Here is a 22,414-nt window from a genome sequence, read left to right as displayed (position 1 = left end):
GTTAGTTCGCCAACGTGATAGCGCCAGCAGCCACTTGAGCTAGGCAGGTGTAGTCTTCGATGACGTAATCCATGTTCTGGCTCATAAAGTCCTCCACCCGATTTTTCTCAGGGCGCTCACGCATCAGACGACGCACACTGCCCTCTTGAGTATAGATACTCAGGTTATCGAGGCGAGTGACCAAAATGGCATCGGCGGGGAAAAATGGCACAACAACGGCAGGCATACCTGCAACTTGGCGCGTGCTGAATAACATATCCAAGGCCACACGTTCAGTAGCTGCATTGTTGTCATTCATTAGTCCAAGGTATTTATCATGCAACAGCTTGCGCCCTACGATGCACACTAAGTCAGTGTCCTCGCGGTGATGCTCAGCCATTTTCGCTTCGATCAGATCGTAGACTAGTGCATCCAGATTTTTGTAATCGCCTGCAACACCCAATGTCAGCGGGTCGGTTTGGATACGATCAGGAGCAAATTCGGCAATTTTGGCTAACCATCCTTTGGCGATGTCTTGCAACTGAGGATTAGCCACACGATCTGATTTCAGCGCCGCTCGGCCTTCGCCATGCCAGCCGATCATGATCCGATCTCGTCCGATTTGACGTGCTAATTGGCGAGCATAACGCTCCGCAAAGTCAGGATAGACCCGCCATTGATCTAAGGTTGAGTAGCGGATAGCGGTGTCAAAATCGACCTGCTCCACCGCATATTCGTTGGTTTTTTCGAGCGAAACAACTTCGACCGGTTCGCGCTGTTCGGTTGTTCCACTGGTTTTGGTAACACTGGCAACTGTGCTGCCGATGTCCAAACCAATGGTTTCGCCTTTCTGGTTAATGACGGACTGTGAGCCGATTCGGTCTAAAAAGCCTGCCTCTTCGCGGATGATGTCTTCCATTGATTGGGCAATCGGCGGTGCGACCGAAAACATTTCGCGAGCATCTTCGACGCCATTTGACTGGGCGACGGTGCGCCGGTAGTCGCTGTATAAAACTCGTGTTTCATTACGCATTGCAGTACGTCTCCCGACGTTCTAATTATTGTTTTTTAAAACCGGAAGCCGCCGGTCGCAGCTTTCGCATCTTCGTTGCCCGTAAATTTGGGACGAAATTGATAGCCATCAGCCGGAATTTGCTGTTTCAAGCTTTCGATTTCCGCATCTTTGGCAGCGAGCACTCCGGTGTATTCGCTTGTTTTGGCAGACAAAGCATTCGCATATTCACTGTCCTTAGCGGCTAGCTTTGCAGTGAACTCATCTGTTAAACGCTTACATTCTGCTTGCGCTGCATTTCGTTCATCTCGTACTGCGGCTAGCTCTGTCGTAAAGTGCTGCAAGTGAGCCGCAAATTGATCAGGCACATTCGATGCTGGCGTTGTTGGTTCGGTTTTTGGCGGGGTCGCTGGATTGCCAGCAGGGGTATCTATTGACATAGACAAATGCTCCACAGTGTAGTCGGCGTGATCATCCACACGACGCTCAATAAATTGATAACGGATGACGTTGGGCGAGGTTGCGCTGAAATGTGTCCCGAGGCTGGCAGGCGTACTGGTAATTGCCAGACCCGTTAAATACGGTTTGCCTGAGCCTACTAAGTTGCGGTCTAGCTCAATACTGAAAGCGCGTTTCTGCTTTTTGTTTTCCCAAAAGTCGATGACTTCATCCAGCACTTCCATATCAGCCACCAGATAAACTTCGTTGGCCGGGGCTTCTTCCGTGCGTAATGCAGTGACTGTGCCGTACTCCTTAAAAGTGGAGTCAGGCCACATAGCAACGATATGTTCCATATTGATACGCGCAGCATAGGTTTGCTGATCGTAGCTTGCAGCCATTGCAAGCAGCGTTGGCTTAGGGAGTTCGCGGCCATCTATCGTTAGGCCAGATTTGGCGATGCGTTTGGTTACAGTAGCCATAAAAATCCATCAAGTTGGCTCGTCAGCCTGTTGGGATAAAACGTCATCACGACGTGAATGGCTCATAGTGTGCGCATTACTGATTTTTATGAAAGTATGAATATTTTGTTTAGAAATGTTAAAATAAGCGCAACTTTTATATAAAAAACAGGTACTTAATGAACAAAAAACAACAAATTAAGCGCCCATTCAGACGTAAAAAAACAGGGGCGGATTGCCCACAATGCGGAGCGGAAATGCTGATAATAGCCACGAAAGCGGAGCGGCATGTCGACCCGGTCGCGGGCGAAACATTGGTAACACGCTATGTGCGCTGCCCGAATTGTCAGTCCAAGGCCGTTAATACGAGCCACACCAAGATGATTAGATAACAAAATGACAAGTACTCACCGTCGTGAGACGGCGAAACAAAAGTTCCTCGCAGGCGAGCGAATTAGCGACATTGCACGCGCACTGGACGTATCCGCGAATACCATAGCGGCGTGGAAGCGGCGATATGGTTGGGAAGCCTTAGATGCAGCCGGGCGGGTTAAAAACGCGATTGCGGACAAACTGCAATCGTTGCTGGCGAATGATGACAACTCACCGGCACATCAGGCTAAAATCGACCGCTACTTGGGCTATTTGGAGCGGGCTGAACGAATACGCTCTCAACCATTAGAAACCAGCTCGTTACCCGATGCACCCCACTCGACACGCGACGAATCGACTCCCAAGAAGAAGCGCGGACGACCCAAAGCCTCAGAAAAAAACCTTATTGATGCCGATCAAACCCAAGCTTTATTGGATGCGTTTGAAGAGGCGATTTTTGATTACCAGCGCGAATGGTTTGATGTGCGTTTTAAAGACGGGCGGATCATACTCAAATCGCGTCAAATTGGTGCGACGTATTATTTCGCCCTTGAAGCATTAATCATTGCAATTACCACCGGACGCAATCAGATTTTCGTCTCTGCATCAAAAAAGCAAGCCGCACAATTTCGGCGCAATATCATCCGTTTCGTCAAAAAAGCTTTAGACATTGACCTTCAGGGCGACCCGATGCGCCTGATCTTGCCTGACCACGAGGCGGGTGAGGTCTATTTGCATTTTCTGGGTACTCAGGTATCCAGCGTGCAAGGGTATTCGGGGGATTTATATTTGGACGAGTGCGCGTGGGTTAGGAAGTTTGAAGACATCCAAGAAGTGGCGAGCGCAATGGCATTGCAAGCGGTGTATCGGGAAACCTACTTCACCACGCCGTCCACAATGGATCACGATTTTTATAAATTCTGGACAGGCGCTACTTACAATCAAGACCGGGCAAAAGATGAGCAGATCACGATCAATATCAGCCATGCTGCGCTTAAAGAGGGGCAGGATTGCCCTGATGGGTATTGGCGGCAAATCGTGACCATTGAAGATGCCATACGAAAAGGCTGCACTCTGTTTAATTTGGACAAGGTGAAACGTAAGTACTCCCCTGCCCGCTATGCAATGCTGTGCTTGTGCCAGTTTATTGACTACGCAGCTAGTGTATTTAACTTTAAGTTACTCCATGCAGCGCTCGTAGAAATCGCGGAAAAGTGGAAGGATGTCAAGCCTTTAGAGGCTCGACCATTAGCTGAGACCGAATGCTGGCTAGGCTATGACCCTAGCGGTGAGGGGGATGATGCGGCAGCGTTAGTAGTGATCGCTCCACCCAATAGTCAATATAAAAAATACCGAGTGGTGGAAGTGATTCGGATGGATGATGCGGACTACCAGCAGCAGTTTGAGCAAGTCGAATTGCTGCTGAAAAGATACAACATCACGTACATGGGGATTGATCATCAGGGCGAGGGATCAGGGGTTTACCAACAAGTGGTTAGTAAATTATTCCCGACTGCTGAAGGTATACGCTATGACCCTGAAATAAAAACGCAGATGATTATCAAGCTACAAACACTGCTCAAACGCGGACTAATCGAAATTGATAATGTGTATTTGGATGATGTATTGCCTGCACTGCTAGCGATCCAGCGCAGTGGGACAAGGGGGGGACTGCCGACTTACACAGCCAAACGCTCAGCGGATACGGGTCATGCCGATGTGGCGTGGGCGCTACTTCATGCGCTCCAAAATGCCGAGTTTGAAACACTGATTGAATTGGAAACTGAAAGTGGCAGCGATGAAGAATCGCTGTTGTTTTTTTAACTGTCGGGAGACAGCAACGTGAATTTACGATCCCTATTAAGTTTTGGCCGCACTGAATTGAAACCACTGCCGTGGGAAGCTTTTACGTTTGGTGATCCTGCTCCGGTACTAAGTAATCTGGATTTAATCCGGAACTATTTAAAGTCCAGACATAATGGACGCTACTATGAAACACCTTTAGATTTTAGGCATTTATACAATACGCAGTATGCAAACCCGCACCATCTCAGTGCGATGCAGCTTAAGGTTAATTTATTGTGCGCGTTGTTTACCCCCTCCGATTATTTGCCGCTGCCCGAATTTAGAAAATTTGCGCTCAATGCTTTGGTACTGGGTAATGCTTATCTGGAGGAGATACCCAGCAAAAGCCAATTGACACCGAAGGGTTTCATATCTGCGCCAGCAATGTATGTGCGTCGAATGGATGATGCAAAGTACGGAATTATGAGACTGGACTCCTTTGAGTTAAAAGAATTCAACAGTCGCATATATCACTGGCAAGAGGATGATTTAGAGCAGGAGTATTACGGCAAGCCTTACTACTTGGCTGGGCTCCAAGCTGCGTGGCTGAATGAGGAGGCCACACTATTTCGGCGTAAGTATTATCGCAACGGGAATCACGCGGGGTTTATCTTGTATCTATCTGACCCTGCCTACTCACTAGACGATGTTAAAAACCTGAAGCTGGCACTCAAGGAATCTAAAGGCCCTGGGGCGTTTCGCAACCTATTTTTGTATGCGCCCAAGGGAAAGAAGGATGGGATTCAAGTTATACCTGTTGAGTCGGCACAGGCACAGGATAAGTTTTTTGACATCAAGGGCGTGAGCATGGCTGATGTGTGTGCGACTCATCGAGTACCGCCGAACATGATGGCGGTGCAGTCTAGTAATGCGGGAGGGTTTGGCAACATCACTGAGGCACGTGATGCGCTGATACAGAATGAGATCGTGCCGCTGGCCAAGCTGTTCGCGGCGGTGCATCCTGTGCTGCAGTTTGATCTGCCAAAATAAAAAAGTGGACTGGGTTTTGTATTGAGCGGCGACTATCGCCGCTTTTTTTTGCCTGCAGTATTCTTTTGACGCATTACTCTATCACGACTGTTTAAAAACGTGTGCGGGGCGGGGGGCACGCGTTAAAATCCGTTGCACGAAATTCCCCGCACGAATCCCCCTCCAACCCCCACACCACCTAGACTTCACAACTTTCCCCTCTGCACGAATTTGTGCATTTTCGTGCACTACCCGTGCACTTTACTTATTCACGCCAAATTCATCCCACATTAATATAATACCCCAAACAACCTACTGTCGTGAGGACAGCACATGAGCACATTTACCAGCCCAGCTAGCGTCGAGCTACTGGACAACTACCATTTTCGCCTGATTGAACCTTTTTTATTCTACGTCGGCGAAAAAGAAGCCCCTGAAACCATCTACAGCATCCCCGCAGGCTTTGAAACCGACCTTGCCAGCGTCCCACGCCTCCTTTGGTCACTCCTCCCCCCTCACGGGCGCTATGCAAAAGCAGCGATATTGCACGACTGGCTACTCACCCAAGCCCCTGAAATCTCACGACCGCAAGCTGACGAACTCTTCTTGGAAGCCATGCTCATCTTTGGCGTACCGGCTTGGCAGGCAAAACTCATGTACTACGCTGTCCGTACCTACTCAAAATGGACTAACTGGAGGGCGCAACCATGAACCGCAACGCTTTTTTCACAGCTCTACGCGGCAAACTGTTTAAGGGATTCACCCAAGAACAAACCCGCCGCATTGAAGCCATCCTCGACGAAGTCAAAGCTGCCGACTACCACCATCCCTACGGTGTTGCCTACCTCCTCGCCACCGCCCACCACGAAAGCGACAAATTCCGAAGCTACCGCGAATATGGCGACGCAGACTACTTCAAAAAAATGTACGACATCGAAGGCAGCCGTCCAAAAAAAGCCCGTGAACTGGGCAACCTTACACCCGGTGATGGAGCCAAATTTGCAGGCGGTGGCCCAAGCCAACTCACCGGACGCAAAAACTACCAAAAACAAGGCAACAAACTCGGCCTCGACCTTCTCAACAACCCCGAACTCGCCGCCCGTGACGACATCGCCGCCCGCATCTTAGTGCGCGGTATGATCGACGGCGACTTCACCGGCAAAAAACTCAGCCACTACTTCACCGCTGAAACCTACGACTTTTGGGGCGCTCGCCGCATGATTAACGGCACCGACAAAGCAGCCCTGATTGCAGGCTACGCCGAGCACTATTTGCAAGCCCTAATCGCCGCCAGCGAACCCATCAAAACCTTAGCTGCTGCTATCAAGCCCGACGACACGAGCTATGCATAAGCTCCACGCTCGAGCTTATAGTGACTTCACCGAAGACGCTGTGCGGATTGAAGAATCCGCGAGCGTCATCGGCTGCAGCATCACCGACACCCGCGCCACCGATTTAGCCCACCGCGACGCCATCCAACTCATACCCCCCAGCCAAGGCAAACGCATGCAATTTGCCGGTGCGGAACTCTGCAACGTAAAAATTTATGGCAACCGCATTACCTCCAAAGGCAAGCTCCAATGTATTTTTATGAGCGACGGCATCGCCCGTAACCTGCGAATCATTGGCAATACGCTCAGCACCCAAGGCCAGCACTACATTAGTATCGCGGGAATGATCGACGGTTGGATTGAGGGCAACATCAAACCCGACGGCAGCTATGCGCCGATCCTGCTCGATCCGGTGCGGTTAGCAGGGGAGCAAAACGTCTATATCCTGAGCTTTAAAGACCGGAGTTATGCCTACCCTCCCCTATCTGACTTGATTGATGCCGACACACTGGCCGCTGGAGTCGTGCGCGACCGCAGAACCAAAATATTTGACCCTGCTGCCACGTATCTAGGGGATTTTGATTTAAAAAGCTTTAATAAAGCGTTGCTGCGCTTAGAAGTACCGCGCGATAACAGCACACATACCGCAGAGCTTAAACAACTGGCGCTGCAGTTTGGACAACGAGTCTATAGGGTATGATTTCCCAAGATGCTATTCACTTTCGCAACGTCTGTGCCTTTAACGAATTTGAATTCCATCATTCCTAAACCCGATGCCCACACCTTGAATTCTGCATCAAGGTCGAACGTTCCTGCGGTTTCCACCGAATAGGCGCTGATCTTGGAGTAAGGCAAGCTGAAAATCTCCACCTTTTTACCGATTAGACCTTGCACATCAATGTGCATAATCCTTTTACTGGTTAGAACAAGGCAATCCCTGACAGTTTTATATTCAGCAAGAACCGTCTCCCCCTGCAACAAAGCCGCTTCGTAGCGTTTAGCATTAGTGCCGACCACTTGCTCACCCAGAGCGACCAAAACCCTACTTACCGCTGCCGTCATGATTTCACCCTATTGCCTCATTTAAAAAGCTTAAATAAATTTCTGATAAAGACAACAATTCCCGAATTCAAACCCATTTTACGTTTAAATCTTCGCTCTGCATTTTTGGGTGCATTAAGCACCTTCGTAACTTCATAAACACCCAAGCTTTTTTTAATTTGCCTTTTAGCTTTAGTAACGCCCAGCACTGTCTTAAGGCTTGGTTTACGTTTGCGCATCAGCTTCATATGAGGGTGTCCCTATTAACGCCGACGGGGTGATCGGCGGGTATGTGAACGTACATAAGTGCCATTTTTTCTGAAGTACCCACGCACTGAAACAGAACCACCTGTAGAACCTGTGTAAGCACTGGCTGGACTCGCTGTAGTCAGCACAGAATCGCAATAGTAAAAATTATCCGCTTGCGGTTGGCAATTATTAGAACTGACTACGACAGCCGGATCACTGGGTGGGCAACGATAGACTATGAGACTCGGATCAAACAGACACTTCGAGCTTACACCCCCAATATCTGTAGCAGGGTTTTCTAGACTACTAATCGAAGCCTGAGCGGGAACATTATTTCTTTTATCCACACTGGGAGGTAATACAACACCTTGCCCCCCCCGAGAGATGACAGCCTCATTAGGTTTATTGGCTGATGATATTTGGCTGGTGGTATGTGAGGATGGAGTAGCACTGCATCCTACTAATAACGAAATAACAATTGATAGAAATATAGCTTTCATTTCGACCTCTATTCAAAGTAATAAACCTGAATACAAATTAAACAACAAATAACTATAAAAATCAGCCTAAACTAATAACTATTGACCTGCTTATAATTTATTCCGAAATATCCCACAAATCACCCACTCTGGCCACCGCCAAGCGAATAACCTCACCACCCACCAACCGCGCCACTGTCCCCTGCTCCAACCCAACCTGATGCAACGGCTCAATCAGCCTCGGCCAAGTCGGTGACTTCTCTCGCCACCCCAGCAAAAACCACTGATCTTTCTCATAACAGAGCAAATTCACGGCACGAAACATTACAGCCCGAAAATGCGTATCCGCAGGTTGCTCAATCAACCATTCTAGGCTGGTATTGGGTTCAGCATCCGGCTGATCGTGCAAAAGCCAGGCGGCAAACTCGCGCAAGCGGTTATCTGTATCCATACATTAACTCCGCCCCTGTTTTATGATTAAACTGAAACATCACTACGTTTTTTAGTCTGGGCTACAATGGCTAAGACTTCTTTTTTAGGCATGAATAGTTCTAAGTGATTTTTTGACAAACTCGAAAAGCCATGAGCTGAATAAAAACTAGCAGCATTATCATGCTTAGCATGGACGAGTAGCCCTACTGAATTTACTAACTTCCAACTAGCTTCGACAGCCTTTAGTGACTCGATCAATAATAAAATGCCTAACTTTTTTCCATGGTACTTTTTATCCAGAGCCAATCTAGCAAGCAAGGTGGCAGTAAGATTTGCTTTGGCATACGCAGGTAACCTTTTGATAGTTCTTTGATCTAAGTGGTTAATATCTAGAGGAGTAGTTGAAAGACTGAAATAACCTAAAATGACAGATTCGCTATCAACTACTTCACAAAATAAATGCGTCGTACAAACACCACGAGACTCATTTTCTAAAGCATTTTGCAGCAAAAAACGATTCAGCGCTGGCTCATTACAATCAAAGTCATGAGGTAGCGTAAGCTCAGTCAAGCTCTTACAAACATAGGGCATAGTTATACCTCAAGAACACTGATGATAATGTTCTAAGGCACGCTGCATGGCTGGAGTGGGGGGCTTAGGTGGCTTATCAATAGAATCAAGAATAAACCTCAAATCATCGGCATCTAGCTGAATAGGCTGCGTAGTTAAAGCAGCTACCTTTAAAAGCTGATTATGCTGATAAGCCTGATACTCTTTAACAGAGTAATGGCGCAATTGATTAAAACGCAGGAGTGCACGATCAATAGACTTCAACGACTGGTCTAACGACTTATAAGCTTTATCGAACTGGCGACTAATCGACCAAGACCATAAGGATAATTCTTTTACCTGTTTCAACTGATCCTGAATACGTTTATAGGTGTCTCTTATAAAAATCAGGTCAGACTGCGCATTATTCATTAATAGGATTATCTTTAGCTCGGTATCTATATCATCATTAATAGATTTAGCCTTTTTAAGTTGAGTAGCCGTATTTTTATAACTGTTTTCAAGCTTTTTAAGCTTAGAGTGCAACTCAATAAAATAGGATTTAAGAATATCACGAGCTTCAGTAGAAGCTTGCGTAGTTGTTATATAGTCTTGAACTACAGTTTGCGTTTCCAATAGCGTGCGCTGTACAGCACTAGCTAAGACTGCTGCACCTTTAATCACGGAATCAAGAGGGTTTAGCTCCATCGGAATCGCTAATGTCATCAATAAATACCTTCAGTATAGATGATAATACTGGAAAAAAACTTAACAACTGACCACTGGACACCCCAAGTCTCGGTCAACGCAATTCCCAACTCTCGGTAAAAACCCACCCAACTCTCGGTAAACCCACTTACCGAAACTTGGTAACATACATATACAACCGTATTACAGTAATAAACCTACACACAGTCGTGTTGTGTACTTTGTGCAAACATCATGCAAGATGATCAACGTATCGAACTTATCTATCCGCTCAACGTCCAACCCATAACAAAAAAAACCTTGGGCGATATGTGGAGAGACATTTTCAAACAGGGATTAAACGCATTGAATACCGCACAATTGACGTTGAAACAGCGCCTACGGGTTTTTCTTACCCTGCTGCGCCGCTGCCTCCACCATCTCCGCAATTTCGCTGCGAGCCGCTGGAGACAAGGCTTTGAACAACGGACTCATTAAAAAACGATCAAACCAATCTGGCTTTGCCAATGGCTCATGCCCTTGCTCGATCAGCCACGCATTGAACTCAGGATACTGGCGAGCGATCTCCACTTCCAACCAGTTTAGTTCGGCTTTCGTTCGGGTAGATGCGTAATGCTCAATCCACTGGCAAAGCAGCAAACTAGTCTGCGCTCGCGCTTGGGGAGAGTGCTCGCCATCACGAAACATCGAACCTTCACCTGTAACAAACCAACTGAGATTTATTCCCAGATGGTAGTGAAGCCCCAAAAACACCTCAGCACTAGGAACGCTATTTGCTGATGTGTAACGCTGAAAAGTAGACGGTTTCACACCAATAGCGAGAGCCAAATCTTTTGAAGTCAATTTTTTGGTTTTACAAATCTCACTTAATCGTTCAGAAAAAAAAACTTCTGCGTTTGTAATCATTTTTTGTTTTACAAAACCAAAATATTGGTTTATGCTTTGTTCCAATGTACTTTTGTAGACATTAGCACAAGGTTTAATCAGATGAAAGACGAGAAAATCACTTTCAGATGTACTCGTGAGCAACTGCAATACCTGAATGCTGAAGCCATCAAGCGCAGCACACCGGAAAAGCTGTTTAAGCCCATCGACGTACTGAGAGATTTGATAGTAGAGAAGATGCAAGAAAGCCAATCAGAAAATAAGTTGGCTGCATAAAAACGAAGGGGTTAGGACGCTGGAAACGACCTAACCCCCTCTTCCGAGTCAGTGCCAAAACACTGACAAGGCACAGGCAGAGTCGGAAAACACGCCTCACTCTGCCCGAAAAGCATTATAGCTTAACGGGCTTACTTTGCCTGTGTTTCCACACAACTTTATAAAATGGGAACACAACAATGGGAACATCAATCAAACATGACGGCACTCTGTGCAAATCAGAACTCCAGCGCAGCGCACTGCTAACGCCCCGTCACCGCCAATTTTTTGATACTGAAGGGCGCTCGCGCTATATGCCCTCCCCAAAATCAGCCCGCACTCGCACACTGTCAAAACTCCTAGCGTGGGCTACACCCGCCATGCTAGCCGCTAGCCTGAGCGCTAACGCCGAAACCTGCGCACCGATTCAAAACTGATCGTAAACATGGGGAATTAAGATGAAAACCGTTGTTAGAATCAAAAACACACCGCAATACACCACAGTTGTTGGCTGCACAATCACTGTTCAACAGGGCAGCCTAGACCAAATCAATATCACCATTGAAACGGATACGCACACTTACACCTTACCTCTAGAGCCTGCTAATGCTCTCGAACTCGCGGATGCTTTAGAGCATTACGTTCAAATGAACGGAGGTGTACTGTGATTTTACTAGACGGTTACTGCGATTGCTGCGGCGCATGGCTGGGCGTGTTCGACTGGTCAGATAAAATACCTAAAGTCTGCCTAGACTGCCTAGACGGCCAAGAAGAACAAGACGAGGAGGCGGCAGAATGCATCTATACGCAGCACTAGAATCAACAGACCATCGGCTGTTAACAGACAGCATCACTTATGAATGGAGCGAAGCCAGCGACCACTCAGTATTAGCATACTGGATTAAAATTGCACACAGACTGACAGGGAGTGCACGTGCAATCCTGTATTACGAAATCGACACAGTCCTAAACGACCAACTCTATGACGAACTGTATTTTCTAGCAGAAATCGCTAGCATCCGCAGCGAGGCAGCAGCATGAGCCTAGTTCCTCTCCTCGACAAAGCATTAGCCGCCGATCTAAGCAAAAGCGAATGGAGAGCCTTCGCGGCTCTCCTCCGACAAACCGTGGGCTTCAACAAAATCAGCGACGCCCTCACCTTCGGGCGACTCGCCCAACTCACTGGCCTGCGCAAAGACCATCTTAAACCCGCAGTCCAAGGCGTGCTCAAAGCCGGCTTATTCAGCCAAAGCGCGCATCCTGATTATGAATTCATGTACACCGTGGCTCATGCAGAAAGCATCAAACCTAAAGATGTTACCCACACCAATGAAGGTAACAACACAAAGACCGAAATCAACTACCCCAAGGAGATTGACCATGAAACCCAACAAGCCCTCAGCCCTGCCCTTGCCAAATTGCGCAGCTCAGCCGCACAAGATGTCTGCGACCTGCTGGCACTCGCCATCCGCAACCGCAGCATCCAAACCACACCCGTCCGCTTTGGCTTCGCACTTATCAGTGCAGCCAAAAATGGCACGCTGGACAAAACAGCGCTGCGATCCAACCCGCAGCAACCAGCACAAGCGCCAAACCCGCAGCCGAAAGCCGTCAACAAACAAATCGACGACGACTTCTTCTATCGGAACTTAGCCAAAATTCAAGGAAAAACACTGGAAACCATCAAAGCAGAATTTGCGAACGCACATAAAAAAGCCACTGTGCCACCAGTGGCCTTGTCAAACTACTAATGTACGTGGAGTACACGAAAATGTTAAAGGAAAAAGGGTTACCAACACAAGTTTTAATCCCCTCTGAATCGGGGAATAAAAATAATAGCATCGACTGGCACACTGTCTATGTCGTGGTTTCAGCCGTCGTGGTCAGCATTGCCAGCCTCTATGCCAGCTATTCAACCTTTGAAATCGCTCAAAGCTATGGCTTAGCCATCGCCTATACCGCGACATGGCTACACCTACCCCTCACCTACTTCTCTAGTCTCTATGTCATCTGGATGGCGAAACAACATCCAATCATGGCATGGCTGGGTACGGTATCCGCTGTTCTCAATGCTTTATTAGTCGTGGGAGGTGCGGTATGAACTACATGACCCCTGCCCTCGCTCAAAAGCAACGCGAACTCTTAGATCAGCAACTTCAAGACCACCGCGCCAACGACACCCGCGCCAGCAAACTACTCTGGCTGGCGATGCTCATCACATTTTTACTGTACTTGGCGTTCAATCTGCACCTCTACCTAGGCGACCCCCTCACATGGGCAGCCTACTTTGTCGAATGGACAGCCACCATCGGCTTCCTATTTATGCTCGGCCTAGTGGTTTTAATGGCCGCCTTCCTCTCATGGGTCAAACACCATGCCTACCTGCACTTTGGTTTTTATGGCTCTGTGACCTTGGTCGTCGTCACCGTGATTGGCTTCGCACTCTTCGCCGAGTTCTTTTCTAGTTCAGCCAGCCAAGATGCCAAATCAAACGCCATGCTCGAACGCAACTCAGCTTACAAGGCCACCTTGCAAGCACCAACAGCCCCCCCCGTGGACACAGGTCTTGCCCTACAACTCGCCAGCGCTCAACAAAAGCTAGCCCAATGTCAAACCCGCTTGGCGAGCGGTAAAGAAAAGCATTGCAACGGTGATGCCGCCAAAGTGCAAGCCTTAGAGAATGCACAAAGCACGGCCCTTAGCGCTCAAGTACAGATTGCAGCCAATACCACCAAGCTCAACCACGACCGCCAAGACAAACTCAAGGCCGACTCCTACAACCCCGTCATTGTCTTTATGGCGCAACTGCTCGCAGGCAATGGCGATTATACCGACTACATCAAAGCCGCCGTCGTCATCATCATGCTGATCGTCGCCGTCGCCTTTGAAATCCTCCACCACTTCCTCAGCCGCTCCAAAGAGCGCAGCTATGCCGCCATCAAACACCTAGAACTAGAGCTGGCTAAACTGACCGATAGCAGCACTACCCTACCCCAACCAAGCACCAAACAGCCGATAGGTTTCACCCAGAACCCGCGCTCGAACGCGGTTCTAAGCCCAGAACCCCCCGTTCTCAACACCGTTCCAGACGCTCGTTTCAAATACCAAGACGACGAGAAAGCCAAGTTCCCAATGGGCTTTGCCATCCCTAGCCCAACTAAATCCACCGACGCACGCCTAGGCACAGCCGAACATCAACTGAGCATCCCACAAATCAGCAGCTTTGCCAGCGAATTAACTAAGGCAGGTATCCCCTTCCCCCGTGATCCCGTACTCAATAAAACAGCGGATTTAGCGTCTATCAATCGCATCATAGGCAAAGCCCAGAACCCGCGTTCGAACGCCGTTCTAAGCCAAGAACCCCCCGTTCCAGCCCCCGTTCCAGAACGCCAAACAGCAGAAGAAAAGATCAGCAACCCGAGCAACTTTGCACTCTTGCAAAAATACGTCATGCACGAACGTTTTGATGCCGCTTTCATCGCCATTGCCACTGGCAACACCAAATGCAGCCAAAAACAAGCCATGAAAATCCATGCGATTGGCGGCGATATGGCAGGCTGGCTCATGATCATTCTGGAAGCATGGGGCATCATTACCGAACCAAATACGAACCTAGGCAATACCCGCACACTGATTCAAGCCTTGAGCCGTGAACAAGCCCAAGCCGAACTCAACGACGTTAAAACCGAAATATTGGGGAACTAACATGCTAAGTCAAATCATTCGTGACCTAAATCTCACCCTGAAACCCTACGGCCTCAAAGTTGTAGAACTCCTCAAGGAAGAACCCCAGAACCCGCGTTCGAGCGCGGTTCTAAGCTCAGAACCCCCCGTTCCCGAACCCGATCCAGAACCCCAGACAGCAGCGAACCTCAGCAAACGCGAACGACTCATGCGACTGATGAGCAACCGCGCATAATCATCGGCAGCTAAAAACCAAAGGAGGGCGGTTAAACACGCTCTCCAGCTTAAAAACGGGAGATATAGATGTTGGCAAATCCTAAACTAGGACAAAAAGTACAGATCAACTACAAAAATAAAACAATGCCATTGCAAGGCAAAAGAGGTGAGGTACAGATCGTCGGAAAGGGCAAGCCGAGGAATCACGGCATAAAGATAGACGGGACGCTGTATGTAATCCCGTGCGGAAATTTAATCAAACAAACAGAAGGTTAATGGACATGACAACAACCAATCATTTCGCAGAATGGGCTGTAATCGAGCTAATGGGTCATCAAAAAATAGCGGGTTTTGCTAGCTCTCAAAGCATCGGTGATCAATCATTTGTCCGTGTCGATGTACCTGCCACCGCACGTTCCAAGTCATTCACAAAACTGCTAGGAGGAAGCGCTATTTATGCACTGACACTCGTTGACGAAGCACTAGCACGGGAATACTGCGCAGAGTACGCATTTACGCCGATATCACATTATGACTTAGCCAGCGTGTTAAATGAGCGTGCTGAATATAGAGCACGGGAACTGATTAGAGAGCGGGATCAAGAGCGCAGAAGGATAGAACGCGAAGCCATGCGTGATGAATCATCTGAAGATTTTGACGACGACATCCTATAGAAAAAACAAAGCCCACTGATCAGGTGGGCTTTGCCGGACGGTGCACCGTCCTCCGCAGTTTCAGTTTTAATGTGTGACAAAAATTATACCGAAGGTGGCTCATAGATGGAATCTACAAACAGGGGAAGTATGCCAATCGAAGAAATCGCGCCGGAAATCATCCAGCGTTTGATTGCCGATTTTGGCGGGAAGATAGAAGCAGGCGGCAAATATTGGCAGGGGGGACGCTGCCCAGCCTGCAACAAAAAATCATTGTGGACCTTGGTTGAAAAGCCACTCCTACCAGCCTGCAACCACCAAGCCAAGTGCAGCTACGAATTCAAAACCCGAGACCGTTACGCTGATTTATTCGTCAACATTTCTGAGCGCTACCAACCAACCCCCGAAAATCCACAAGCCACCGCCGACGCTTACCTACGAATCATGCGTGGCTTTGATTTGCTCAGCCTGCGCACTTGGTACGAACAAGCGAACTACTGGAACCCTAATGGGGATCGTGGCACGGCCACGGTGCGTTTTTGGATGAATCCCGAAAAAACGATTGGCTGGGAAAAGTTCATCGACAAAGTGAATGTGCGTGATGAAGACGGCACTATTGAAGCACGTGACAGCCGGTTTATTGGTGATTTTAAAGGTTGGTGCTGGACACCACCGCACATGCAGATTGAGGCCGACAAGCCGATTTACTTAGTCGAAGGCATTTTCGATGCCATCGCCCTATACCTCAACGGCTATCACAATGTTGTCGCCCTCATGACCTGCGGAAACTTCCCCGAGCACATCGTCAAAGCCTACCAGCAATCAGGGGCAATCTGGACGCTAGCACTCGACAACGATGATGCTGGACGGAAAAGCACCTTAAAGCACATCAAACGCTGCACAGCGATGGGCTTAAAATGGGATTGCATTCAACCCTCAGAATTCACATCTAAAACCGACTGGAACGACCTGCACATCAAAGGCAAGCTCAGTCGTGAGGATATGAAGCGTTATGCTTACTACGGCCAACTCTTAGTAGCTGATACCGCAGAAAACAAAGCCCTAGCCATGTGGCGCTATAACAACAAATCCTTCTTTGTGCTCGACTTTGAAAGCCAAATGTACATATTCCGCCTAGACATTAACAAATACCAAAAAACGCTCGATGAGTTGCGCAGAAAAGCAGGGCTAGCCGACGATGAAACCACACCGGAAGAACTACGCGATCAAGCCATGCTCGACAGCAAAGCGCTCGAAAAACTAGCTAATTGCCTCGTCGACTTCGTCTACACCGAAAACAACCCCATCGACAACCAACGCTTTTACACCTTCTGCATCCGCTTCGCCGATGGGCGCACCAACGTAGACACCATCACCGGCACCCAAGTCGCAGCGGTCGGCGACTTCCGCAAAAAACTCCTAGACGTGGCTAGCTGGGCCAAATTCAAAGCCGACGCGGACGCATTTGAATGGCTCACTGAGAAATGGGCCAGCCAAGTCCGCCATATTCACACCGTCGCCTATGGCGGCTGGTGTCCAGAGAAGGGCGTGTATATTTACCCCGGCTTTGGCGTGCGTGGTTCACATATTGAGCGCGTCAACACCGAAAACTATGTGCAACTGGGCGACGAGTCGATCAAATCCGCTTACCACGACCTACAAATCACCCCAAACTTTGACCCCTCGGCCTACCGAGACGACTGGATAACCGACCTAGAAACCGCATGGGGGCACAACGGCATCATATTGCTAGCCTATTTCACCGCCAGCTTATTAACCGCCCAGATACGTCAGAAACAAAAGGATTTCATGTTTTTGGAATTGGTCGGCGAACCCGGCACAGGCAAATCCACCTTACTCGAATTCATGTGGAAATTAATGGGGAGGCGAGATGGCAGCTCCAACTATGAAGGCTTTGATCCGTCTGCTTCTAGCGCCTCGTTTATTGGTCGCTCAATGGGATCGGTATCCAACTTGCCCACCGTGTTTATTGAGGCAGATAGAGACGAAGGGAAGAGAGGTCGATTTAAAGCCTTTGATTGGGAAGAACTCAAAAAACTCTACGGGGGCAAATCGCCCTACAACCGAGGGGTAGCCACCAGCGGCAATGAAACCTATGCGCCACCATACCTAGGCAGCCTAGTGGTAGCACAAAACGCGCCGGTGGATGGTAGCGAGGCCGTCTTGACCCGACTCATTAGCATTTACACCCGCCGCGACCAAACCAACCAACAAACCTACGAAGCCGCCCGCCGCATTGAATCGCTACCTTTTGACGCGGTATCGGGCTATATCCTCAAATGCTTGACCCAAGCCGAGCAGCTTTTGGCAGTTTTCCTAGAAAAAACGGGCGAATTTGAGCGTTTGATTAGATCTCGACCCTATGCCCGTACCACCCGAATAAGTTTCAACCACGCCCAGCTCTGCGCCGCCATTGAACTGCTAAAGTTCACGACACCGATAGAATCCGAATCGGTGGACAGTGCGCAACAACATATCATCAATCAGCTAGTCCCTGAACGTGAGCAAGCCATCAAACGCGACCATCCGTATGTTGAGCAACTATTGCGCGTCCTCAATTATCTTGAAGACAATGGGGACCCGATCAATCACTACAAAAATAGGGCAGACAGCCATGTAATAGCCATTCGACTGGGAGACATCTACGAACTAGCCCGCAAACACGGACAAGAGCTAGCGCCTGAGATTGAGCTAGTCAAAATACTCAAAGCCAGCCGCCGCTACATTAAGCACAACTATATGACATGCAGTGCCATTAGCGGGAAATCGGTGCGCTGCTGGTATTTACACGAAAGCCTGTAAGCGGCTACCCGTTACTAATAACGGTGAAGGAATAGCGATGAACCACCCCAAAGATACCCCCGCTGCGGTACGAGTTCGCCAGCAGCGCTACCGAGACCGGCAGGCCAAAGATGGGCTAGTGCAAGTACAAGTGTTCGTACCCACTGCCCAAGTAGAAAAAATCCGAGAGATTGCGGTTCAAATGCAAGACAATCCTCACCTACAATTCGCACCAATACAAAAGATCGGAGACTGATATGGACTGGAGTAAAGGGGAGTATGACCCGTGGATCGCAGCACGCATGACAGTGCCTATGCACTTGCTAGCTTACGCCCGACCCTAATTACTTAGCCACTATCAGCCCACTACTGTGGGCTTTTTTATGCCTACTAAACACCAAACTATGAAAAGTTAGGGTATACCGTGCAAAACTAGTAATTTTAGTAATTTAAGTAATAAGCCTATTTTTATCTTTAAAAATCAATAACATATTAATTACCTTATATAGTAATAAAGTAGTAATAAATTACCTTTTTATAGATGTAATTTCCCTGCCTGATAACTAGCTGATAAATATGGAATTTTTGGAATGGTAGTAATTTAATTACTAACTAATTACCTTTTTTAGTAATCGAAATTAGCTAATTAAAACATGCACTTAGATATGCTTTTTAGGGTCTATTACTAAAATTACTAGTTTTGCAAACCCGAACCCTCAAAACTAACTAATCCCTTACTTTGCCGGTTATCAGCGACCCTTGCTTGTCGTTTGGATGGGCAGCGGAAGAGGGGAGTGAACCGCCAATTTACCGCCACTTTTAGAAAGATAGTTTTTGAAAATTGTTTAAAATCATATACTTAATTGGTCGGAGTGAGAGGATTTGAACCTCCGACCCCCACAACCCCATTGTGGTGCGCTACCAAGCTGCGCCACACTCCGACCGGAAAGGAATGCAAAGATACCCTATACTGGGCTTGATCTCAACTAGAAGTTTAAGATTTAAGGGTAGCTAGCACCTTCTCTAAGCCTTCAATCACCTGAGCGAGCACATCCTCTGCTGGCTTATCAACAACCACAGCTGGCTCATCGTTGTTACCCAATAATTTCTGGCGAGCGCCACTGATCGTATACCCTTCTTCATACAGCAGACCTCGAATCTGCCGAATCATTAAGACATCTTCACGCTGATAATAACGGCGGTTACCCCGACGCTTCATGGGCTTAAGCGAAGGAAACTCTTGTTCCCAATAACGTAAAATATATGCTTTTACACAGCATAAATCGCTAACTTCACCAATGGTGAAGTAGCGTTTAGAAGGAATAACAGGCAACTCACTGTTCGGTATCTGCGTTTCCTGCATACACTTCGACTCGTTGTTTTAGTTTTTGGCCGGGTCTGAAAGTCACTACACGACGCGCATCCACTGGAATATCTTCACCTGTTTTGGGGTTACGCCCTGGGCGCTGAGTTTTATCACGCAACATAAAATTACCAAAACCGGATAATTTTACGTTCTGTCCTTGTCCTAAAGCTAAACGGACTTCCTCAAAAAACATTTCCACCAAGTCCTTGGCCTCACGTTTATTTAGTCCAAGTTTTTCATATAAATGCTCAACCATGTCTGCTTTGGTTAACGTCGTCACCATTGTTATTTCTCCTGATTACCTGAGGCTTGCACCCGTATTTTCCTGTAATGACGCCATAATCTCCCCTATGATCTTCGTAACCTCACTATCTTCAAGGGTGCGTGAAGGTTCTTGTAAAATCAAGCTCAAGGCCACACTTTTTTGATGCTCTGCAATACCTTTGCCCCGATACACATCAAAAATCTCCCAACTGATTAAGCTCGGAGGGGCTACCTTGGCAATCGCCTGATCCAAAGCAATGGCTAACACTGAGCGATCCATTACCAAAGCAAGATCACGGCGAATCATCGGGAACTTACTAATTGCTTGATAAACCGGCAACCGGCGGCCTTGTAAGGCCTTTAAATCAAGCTCAAATAAGAAGATATCTTGCCCAAAACCTAATTTCGCCTCTAAAGCAGGATGCAAAGCCCCCACCCAACCCACCACTGCTTGATCAGTTGCAATCTGGGCGGATTGCCCCGGATGTAAAGCCGGATGAGCTACTGGTACAAAATAAAAGGTCTCTGCACTTGCTTGAGCTAAGATAGCTTCGACATCACCCTTCATATCATAGAAGTCTACCGCACGATTTGCTTGCCCCCATTGCTCAGGAAAAGCCGCCCCGGTCATAATACCCGCAATTTTATCTTGCTGTTGAAGGCCAGTTTCCGTTTTGCTAAACACCGGGCCGACCTCAAATAAGCGTACTCGCGTTTGCTGACGATTTAAGTTGTATTCGACTGCACGTAATAAACCAGACCAGACCGTGCTACGCAGGTGGCTTAACTCTGCTGAAATCGGATTCGCCAAGACAATCGACTCATGGCCCGGTGATAGCAGCCCCTCTATGGTTGGATCAACAAAACTATAAGTAACCGCTTCTTGATAACCATTGGCAAGTAAGGGGGCTCGCAAATCACTGAGTTGAGTTTCTGTTTCCAACCCTAGGGTGAGTTTAGGTGCTCGAGCTTTGAGTGCCGCAGGAATATTGTCATAGCCATACACTCGGGCTAGCTCTTCGATCAAATCCTCTTCAATCGTAATATCAAAACGGCTATGCGGTGGCTTCACGCTCCAGCCCGTTGCTTGAGCAACGAGTTCACAACCTAAGCGCTCTAGAATATCCTCAACCGTGGCATCCTCAATCGTCACCCCCAGCACGCGCGCAATCCGTTCTCGACGTAAAATGACTACAGGGCGAGCTAATAAATGCTCATCAGCACACACATCAACGACTGGCCCGACTGAACCGCCACAGATTTCCACGATTAACTGGGTTGCGCGCTCTAAAGCTTGCACGGGTAAATCCGCCGCGACACCACGCTCAAACCGATAAGAAGCATCGGTCTGCAAACCATAACGACGAGCTTGCCCGCGCAGCTTTTCAGCACGGAAATGTGCACTTTCTAAAAAAATATGCTGAGTCGTCTGACCGACCGCTGTCGCCATCCCGCCTTTAATCCCTGCAAGCGCAACCGCTTGTTCATCATCAGCGATGACTAAGGTATCACTCGTTAGGGTCACTGTTTGGTCATCTAATAACACCAGCTGCTCGCCTTCGGTGGCGTAGCGCGCTTGGATGCCGCCGTGTAGCTTGTCCAAATCAAAGGCATGCATCGGCTGACCTAGCTCGAGCAAGACATAATTGGTCACATCCACCACAGGCGACAAACTCCGCGAACCTAAACGGCGCAATTTTTCCTTCATCCACAGTGGGGTTTTTGCATTCGGATTAATATTGCGAATAATGCGCCCCGCATAACGTGGGCAGCTATCCGCAGCCGGTAAACTAACTTTTAAGGTATCCGTATGATGATTAGCTTGCTCCGGTGTCGTCGGTGGAGTCAGGTGAGTACGAGTCAACACACCGACCTCGCGAGCAACCCCAGCGATGCTCAACCAATCCCCACGATTGGCTGTCACATTCAGCTCAACCACTTTATCCGCTAACTTCAGATAAGCCTGCACGGAAGCACCTAAAGGTGCATCTTCTGGCAACTCCAATAAACCTTCGGACTTCTCAGCCATACCTAGCTCAGAGGCTGAGCACAGCATGCCACAAGATTCAATCCCACGTAGTTTGCCTTTTTTAATTTTCAAAGGCTTACCATCCGGCATCGGCAACTCAGCACCGATCAAAGCAAGGGGCGCTTTTAAGCCTGCGCGTGCATTCGGTGCGCCACAAACGATTTGCAGGATTTCGCCTTGCCCACTATCCACTTTGCACACATTCAGCTTGTCTGCATCAGGGTGCTTAGTGAGTTCGATAATTTGCCCAACGATGACCTGGCTAAAATCGGTGGCAACGCCAGCAACCCCTTCAACCTCGCAACCTGCCATCGTCAATTTATGGTTAATTTCATCCAAGCTCAGCGCAGGATTAACCCATTCACGTAACCATTGTTCACTGATTTTCATGTTTG

The 22,414-nt window shown here is 48.2% G+C and carries 28 protein-coding genes and 1 tRNA gene; 16 read left to right on the top strand and 13 right to left on the bottom strand.

The window, feature by feature from the left end:
• Position 1: 1 nt before the first annotated feature.
• Positions 2–1,012 (bottom strand): phage major capsid protein, P2 family, encoded by a 1,011-nt coding sequence (locus B5D50_RS10835; protein ID WP_078922654.1) that lies wholly within the window; start codon positions 1,010–1,012, stop codon positions 2–4.
• Positions 1,013–1,047: 35 nt separating this feature from the next.
• Positions 1,048–1,911: a GPO family capsid scaffolding protein gene (locus B5D50_RS10830; RefSeq protein ID WP_078922652.1), complete on the bottom strand. Its 864-nt coding sequence runs from the start codon at positions 1,909–1,911 to the stop codon at positions 1,048–1,050.
• Between the two features lie 375 nt (positions 1,912–2,286).
• On the opposite strand from B5D50_RS10830, the gene B5D50_RS10825 reads away from it, so the two are divergent.
• The 5 genes from B5D50_RS10825 to B5D50_RS10805 all read left to right on the top strand — a co-directional run bounded on the left by B5D50_RS10825 (position 2,287) and on the right by B5D50_RS10805 (position 7,107).
• Positions 2,287–4,086: a terminase large subunit domain-containing protein gene (locus tag B5D50_RS10825; RefSeq protein ID WP_078922650.1), complete on the top strand. Its 1,800-nt coding sequence runs from the start codon at positions 2,287–2,289 to the stop codon at positions 4,084–4,086.
• Between the two features lie 18 nt (positions 4,087–4,104).
• On the top strand, positions 4,105–5,097 hold the full coding sequence (locus tag B5D50_RS10820) for a phage portal protein (RefSeq protein WP_143594338.1): 993 nt from the start codon (positions 4,105–4,107) through the stop codon (positions 5,095–5,097).
• 312 nt (positions 5,098–5,409) lie between these two features.
• The gene (locus B5D50_RS10815) at positions 5,410–5,787 is read left to right on the top strand and encodes a DUF1353 domain-containing protein (protein ID WP_078922647.1); all 378 of its coding nucleotides are present in this window, start codon (positions 5,410–5,412) and stop codon (positions 5,785–5,787) included.
• Positions 5,784–6,428, top strand: a complete 645-nt coding sequence (locus B5D50_RS10810; RefSeq protein WP_078922645.1) for a glycoside hydrolase family 19 protein — start codon at positions 5,784–5,786, stop codon at positions 6,426–6,428. The genes B5D50_RS10815 and B5D50_RS10810 overlap by 4 nt, the downstream gene beginning before the upstream one ends.
• Positions 6,421–7,107 carry a hypothetical protein gene (locus B5D50_RS10805; RefSeq protein ID WP_078922643.1) on the top strand — a complete coding sequence of 229 codons (687 nt, stop codon included), beginning with the start codon at positions 6,421–6,423 and terminating at the stop codon, positions 7,105–7,107. The genes B5D50_RS10810 and B5D50_RS10805 overlap by 8 nt, the downstream gene beginning before the upstream one ends.
• Here B5D50_RS10805 and B5D50_RS10800 read toward each other — a convergent pair.
• The 7 genes from B5D50_RS10800 to B5D50_RS10775 form a co-directional block, all read right to left on the bottom strand.
• Complete coding sequence (locus tag B5D50_RS10800) at positions 7,095–7,469, bottom strand: PH domain-containing protein (protein ID WP_078922640.1); 375 nt, start codon at positions 7,467–7,469, stop codon at positions 7,095–7,097. The genes B5D50_RS10805 and B5D50_RS10800 overlap by 13 nt on opposite strands.
• A 17-nt stretch (positions 7,470–7,486) precedes the next feature.
• A complete protein-coding gene (locus tag B5D50_RS10795; protein ID WP_078922638.1) occupies positions 7,487–7,696 on the bottom strand; it encodes a hypothetical protein in 210 nt (69 codons plus the stop codon).
• Positions 7,697–7,711: 15 nt separating this feature from the next.
• Positions 7,712–8,197: a hypothetical protein gene (locus tag B5D50_RS20110; protein WP_143594336.1), complete on the bottom strand. Its 486-nt coding sequence runs from the start codon at positions 8,195–8,197 to the stop codon at positions 7,712–7,714.
• Between the two features lie 97 nt (positions 8,198–8,294).
• Complete coding sequence (locus B5D50_RS10790) at positions 8,295–8,627, bottom strand: hypothetical protein (RefSeq protein WP_078922636.1); 333 nt, start codon at positions 8,625–8,627, stop codon at positions 8,295–8,297.
• Between the two features lie 26 nt (positions 8,628–8,653).
• On the bottom strand, positions 8,654–9,199 hold the full coding sequence (locus tag B5D50_RS10785) for a GNAT family N-acetyltransferase (RefSeq protein WP_078922634.1): 546 nt from the start codon (positions 9,197–9,199) through the stop codon (positions 8,654–8,656).
• Positions 9,200–9,208: 9 nt separating this feature from the next.
• Positions 9,209–9,883 (bottom strand): hypothetical protein, encoded by a 675-nt coding sequence (locus tag B5D50_RS10780; RefSeq protein ID WP_078922632.1) that lies wholly within the window; start codon positions 9,881–9,883, stop codon positions 9,209–9,211.
• 360 nt (positions 9,884–10,243) lie between these two features.
• Complete coding sequence (locus B5D50_RS10775; protein ID WP_143594335.1) at positions 10,244–10,816, bottom strand: helix-turn-helix domain-containing protein; 573 nt, start codon at positions 10,814–10,816, stop codon at positions 10,244–10,246.
• Between the two features lie 36 nt (positions 10,817–10,852).
• Between B5D50_RS10775 and B5D50_RS20340 the strand changes: the two genes are divergently transcribed.
• The 11 genes from B5D50_RS20340 to B5D50_RS10725 all read left to right on the top strand — a co-directional run bounded on the left by B5D50_RS20340 (position 10,853) and on the right by B5D50_RS10725 (position 18,616).
• Entirely contained in the window at positions 10,853–11,026 is a 174-nt protein-coding gene (locus B5D50_RS20340) for a hypothetical protein (protein WP_159448618.1), read from the top strand.
• Between the two features lie 179 nt (positions 11,027–11,205).
• Positions 11,206–11,442: a hypothetical protein gene (locus B5D50_RS20105; protein WP_143594334.1), complete on the top strand. Its 237-nt coding sequence runs from the start codon at positions 11,206–11,208 to the stop codon at positions 11,440–11,442.
• 21 nt (positions 11,443–11,463) lie between these two features.
• Entirely contained in the window at positions 11,464–11,673 is a 210-nt protein-coding gene (locus B5D50_RS10770; RefSeq protein WP_078922628.1) for a hypothetical protein, read from the top strand.
• A 127-nt stretch (positions 11,674–11,800) separates the two neighbouring features.
• Positions 11,801–12,046: a hypothetical protein gene (locus B5D50_RS10765; RefSeq protein ID WP_078922627.1), complete on the top strand. Its 246-nt coding sequence runs from the start codon at positions 11,801–11,803 to the stop codon at positions 12,044–12,046.
• Positions 12,043–12,756, top strand: a complete 714-nt coding sequence (locus B5D50_RS10760; RefSeq protein ID WP_078922625.1) for a replication protein — start codon at positions 12,043–12,045, stop codon at positions 12,754–12,756. Before B5D50_RS10765 ends, B5D50_RS10760 begins: the two co-directional genes overlap by 4 nt.
• A gap of 20 nt (positions 12,757–12,776) precedes the next feature.
• A complete protein-coding gene (locus B5D50_RS10755) occupies positions 12,777–13,106 on the top strand; it encodes a hypothetical protein (RefSeq protein ID WP_078922623.1) in 330 nt (109 codons plus the stop codon).
• Positions 13,103–14,710 carry a hypothetical protein gene (locus B5D50_RS10750; protein WP_078922621.1) on the top strand — a complete coding sequence of 536 codons (1,608 nt, stop codon included), beginning with the start codon at positions 13,103–13,105 and terminating at the stop codon, positions 14,708–14,710. Before B5D50_RS10755 ends, B5D50_RS10750 begins: the two co-directional genes overlap by 4 nt.
• A gap of 282 nt (positions 14,711–14,992) precedes the next feature.
• Positions 14,993–15,181, top strand: coding sequence for a hypothetical protein (locus B5D50_RS20335; RefSeq protein WP_078922617.1), 189 nt, complete (start codon positions 14,993–14,995; stop codon positions 15,179–15,181).
• A gap of 5 nt (positions 15,182–15,186) precedes the next feature.
• Positions 15,187–15,579, top strand: a complete 393-nt coding sequence (locus tag B5D50_RS10735; protein WP_143594333.1) for a hypothetical protein — start codon at positions 15,187–15,189, stop codon at positions 15,577–15,579.
• Between the two features lie 129 nt (positions 15,580–15,708).
• The gene (locus B5D50_RS10730) at positions 15,709–18,381 is read left to right on the top strand and encodes a toprim domain-containing protein (protein WP_159448617.1); all 2,673 of its coding nucleotides are present in this window, start codon (positions 15,709–15,711) and stop codon (positions 18,379–18,381) included.
• A 37-nt stretch (positions 18,382–18,418) separates the two neighbouring features.
• Positions 18,419–18,616: a hypothetical protein gene (locus tag B5D50_RS10725; protein WP_078922612.1), complete on the top strand. Its 198-nt coding sequence runs from the start codon at positions 18,419–18,421 to the stop codon at positions 18,614–18,616.
• A 608-nt stretch (positions 18,617–19,224) separates the two neighbouring features.
• Here the strand turns inward: B5D50_RS10725 and B5D50_RS10720 are convergent.
• The 4 genes from B5D50_RS10720 to pheT all read right to left on the bottom strand — a co-directional run bounded on the left by B5D50_RS10720 (position 19,225) and on the right by pheT (position 22,409).
• Positions 19,225–19,301: transfer RNA gene (locus tag B5D50_RS10720), tRNA-Pro, on the bottom strand.
• Between the two features lie 53 nt (positions 19,302–19,354).
• A complete protein-coding gene (locus B5D50_RS10715) occupies positions 19,355–19,723 on the bottom strand; it encodes a MerR family transcriptional regulator (RefSeq protein ID WP_078922611.1) in 369 nt (122 codons plus the stop codon).
• Positions 19,695–20,009 (bottom strand): integration host factor subunit alpha, encoded by a 315-nt coding sequence (locus tag B5D50_RS10710; RefSeq protein WP_078922610.1) that lies wholly within the window; start codon positions 20,007–20,009, stop codon positions 19,695–19,697. Before B5D50_RS10710 ends, B5D50_RS10715 begins: the two co-directional genes overlap by 29 nt.
• A gap of 15 nt (positions 20,010–20,024) precedes the next feature.
• Complete coding sequence (gene pheT, locus B5D50_RS10705; protein ID WP_078922609.1) at positions 20,025–22,409, bottom strand: phenylalanine--tRNA ligase subunit beta; 2,385 nt, start codon at positions 22,407–22,409, stop codon at positions 20,025–20,027.
• Positions 22,410–22,414: the final 5 nt, after the last annotated feature.

The organism is Thiothrix eikelboomii (assembly GCF_900167255.1).
Classification (GTDB): domain Bacteria; phylum Pseudomonadota; class Gammaproteobacteria; order Thiotrichales; family Thiotrichaceae; genus Thiolinea; species Thiolinea eikelboomii.
Note: the sequence above shows the minus strand (reverse complement) of the source record. Positions and strands in the feature narration are given on the sequence as shown.

Bases quoted from the DNA above. Each gene is read 5' to 3' on its own strand.
- B5D50_RS10710 (WP_078922610.1), bottom strand. From the start codon at position 20,009: ATGGTGACGACGTTAACCAAAGCAGACATGGTTGAGCATTTATATGAA.
- pheT (WP_078922609.1), bottom strand. From the start codon at position 22,409: ATGAAAATCAGTGAACAATGGTTACGTGAATGGGTTAATCCTGCGCTG.
- B5D50_RS10825 (WP_078922650.1), top strand. From the start codon at position 2,287: ATGACAAGTACTCACCGTCGTGAGACGGCGAAACAAAAGTTCCTCGCA.
- B5D50_RS10805 (WP_078922643.1), top strand. From the start codon at position 6,421: ATGCATAAGCTCCACGCTCGAGCTTATAGTGACTTCACCGAAGACGCT.
- B5D50_RS10760 (WP_078922625.1), top strand. From the start codon at position 12,043: ATGAGCCTAGTTCCTCTCCTCGACAAAGCATTAGCCGCCGATCTAAGC.
- B5D50_RS10715 (WP_078922611.1), bottom strand. From the start codon at position 19,723: ATGCAGGAAACGCAGATACCGAACAGTGAGTTGCCTGTTATTCCTTCT.
- B5D50_RS10810 (WP_078922645.1), top strand. From the start codon at position 5,784: ATGAACCGCAACGCTTTTTTCACAGCTCTACGCGGCAAACTGTTTAAG.
- B5D50_RS20110 (WP_143594336.1), bottom strand. From the start codon at position 8,197: ATGAAAGCTATATTTCTATCAATTGTTATTTCGTTATTAGTAGGATGC.
- B5D50_RS10735 (WP_143594333.1), top strand. From the start codon at position 15,187: ATGACAACAACCAATCATTTCGCAGAATGGGCTGTAATCGAGCTAATG.
- B5D50_RS10785 (WP_078922634.1), bottom strand. From the start codon at position 9,199: ATGCCCTATGTTTGTAAGAGCTTGACTGAGCTTACGCTACCTCATGAC.
- B5D50_RS10765 (WP_078922627.1), top strand. From the start codon at position 11,801: ATGCATCTATACGCAGCACTAGAATCAACAGACCATCGGCTGTTAACA.
- B5D50_RS10835 (WP_078922654.1), bottom strand. From the start codon at position 1,012: ATGCGTAATGAAACACGAGTTTTATACAGCGACTACCGGCGCACCGTC.
- B5D50_RS10725 (WP_078922612.1), top strand. From the start codon at position 18,419: ATGAACCACCCCAAAGATACCCCCGCTGCGGTACGAGTTCGCCAGCAG.
- B5D50_RS10790 (WP_078922636.1), bottom strand. From the start codon at position 8,627: ATGGATACAGATAACCGCTTGCGCGAGTTTGCCGCCTGGCTTTTGCAC.
- B5D50_RS10770 (WP_078922628.1), top strand. From the start codon at position 11,464: ATGAAAACCGTTGTTAGAATCAAAAACACACCGCAATACACCACAGTT.
- B5D50_RS10800 (WP_078922640.1), bottom strand. From the start codon at position 7,469: ATGACGGCAGCGGTAAGTAGGGTTTTGGTCGCTCTGGGTGAGCAAGTG.
- B5D50_RS20105 (WP_143594334.1), top strand. From the start codon at position 11,206: ATGGGAACATCAATCAAACATGACGGCACTCTGTGCAAATCAGAACTC.
- B5D50_RS10780 (WP_078922632.1), bottom strand. From the start codon at position 9,883: ATGACATTAGCGATTCCGATGGAGCTAAACCCTCTTGATTCCGTGATT.
- B5D50_RS10795 (WP_078922638.1), bottom strand. From the start codon at position 7,696: ATGAAGCTGATGCGCAAACGTAAACCAAGCCTTAAGACAGTGCTGGGC.
- B5D50_RS10830 (WP_078922652.1), bottom strand. From the start codon at position 1,911: ATGGCTACTGTAACCAAACGCATCGCCAAATCTGGCCTAACGATAGAT.
- B5D50_RS20340 (WP_159448618.1), top strand. From the start codon at position 10,853: ATGAAAGACGAGAAAATCACTTTCAGATGTACTCGTGAGCAACTGCAA.
- B5D50_RS10815 (WP_078922647.1), top strand. From the start codon at position 5,410: ATGAGCACATTTACCAGCCCAGCTAGCGTCGAGCTACTGGACAACTAC.
- B5D50_RS10750 (WP_078922621.1), top strand. From the start codon at position 13,103: ATGAACTACATGACCCCTGCCCTCGCTCAAAAGCAACGCGAACTCTTA.
- B5D50_RS10730 (WP_159448617.1), top strand. From the start codon at position 15,709: ATGCCAATCGAAGAAATCGCGCCGGAAATCATCCAGCGTTTGATTGCC.
- B5D50_RS20335 (WP_078922617.1), top strand. From the start codon at position 14,993: ATGTTGGCAAATCCTAAACTAGGACAAAAAGTACAGATCAACTACAAA.
- B5D50_RS10755 (WP_078922623.1), top strand. From the start codon at position 12,777: ATGTTAAAGGAAAAAGGGTTACCAACACAAGTTTTAATCCCCTCTGAA.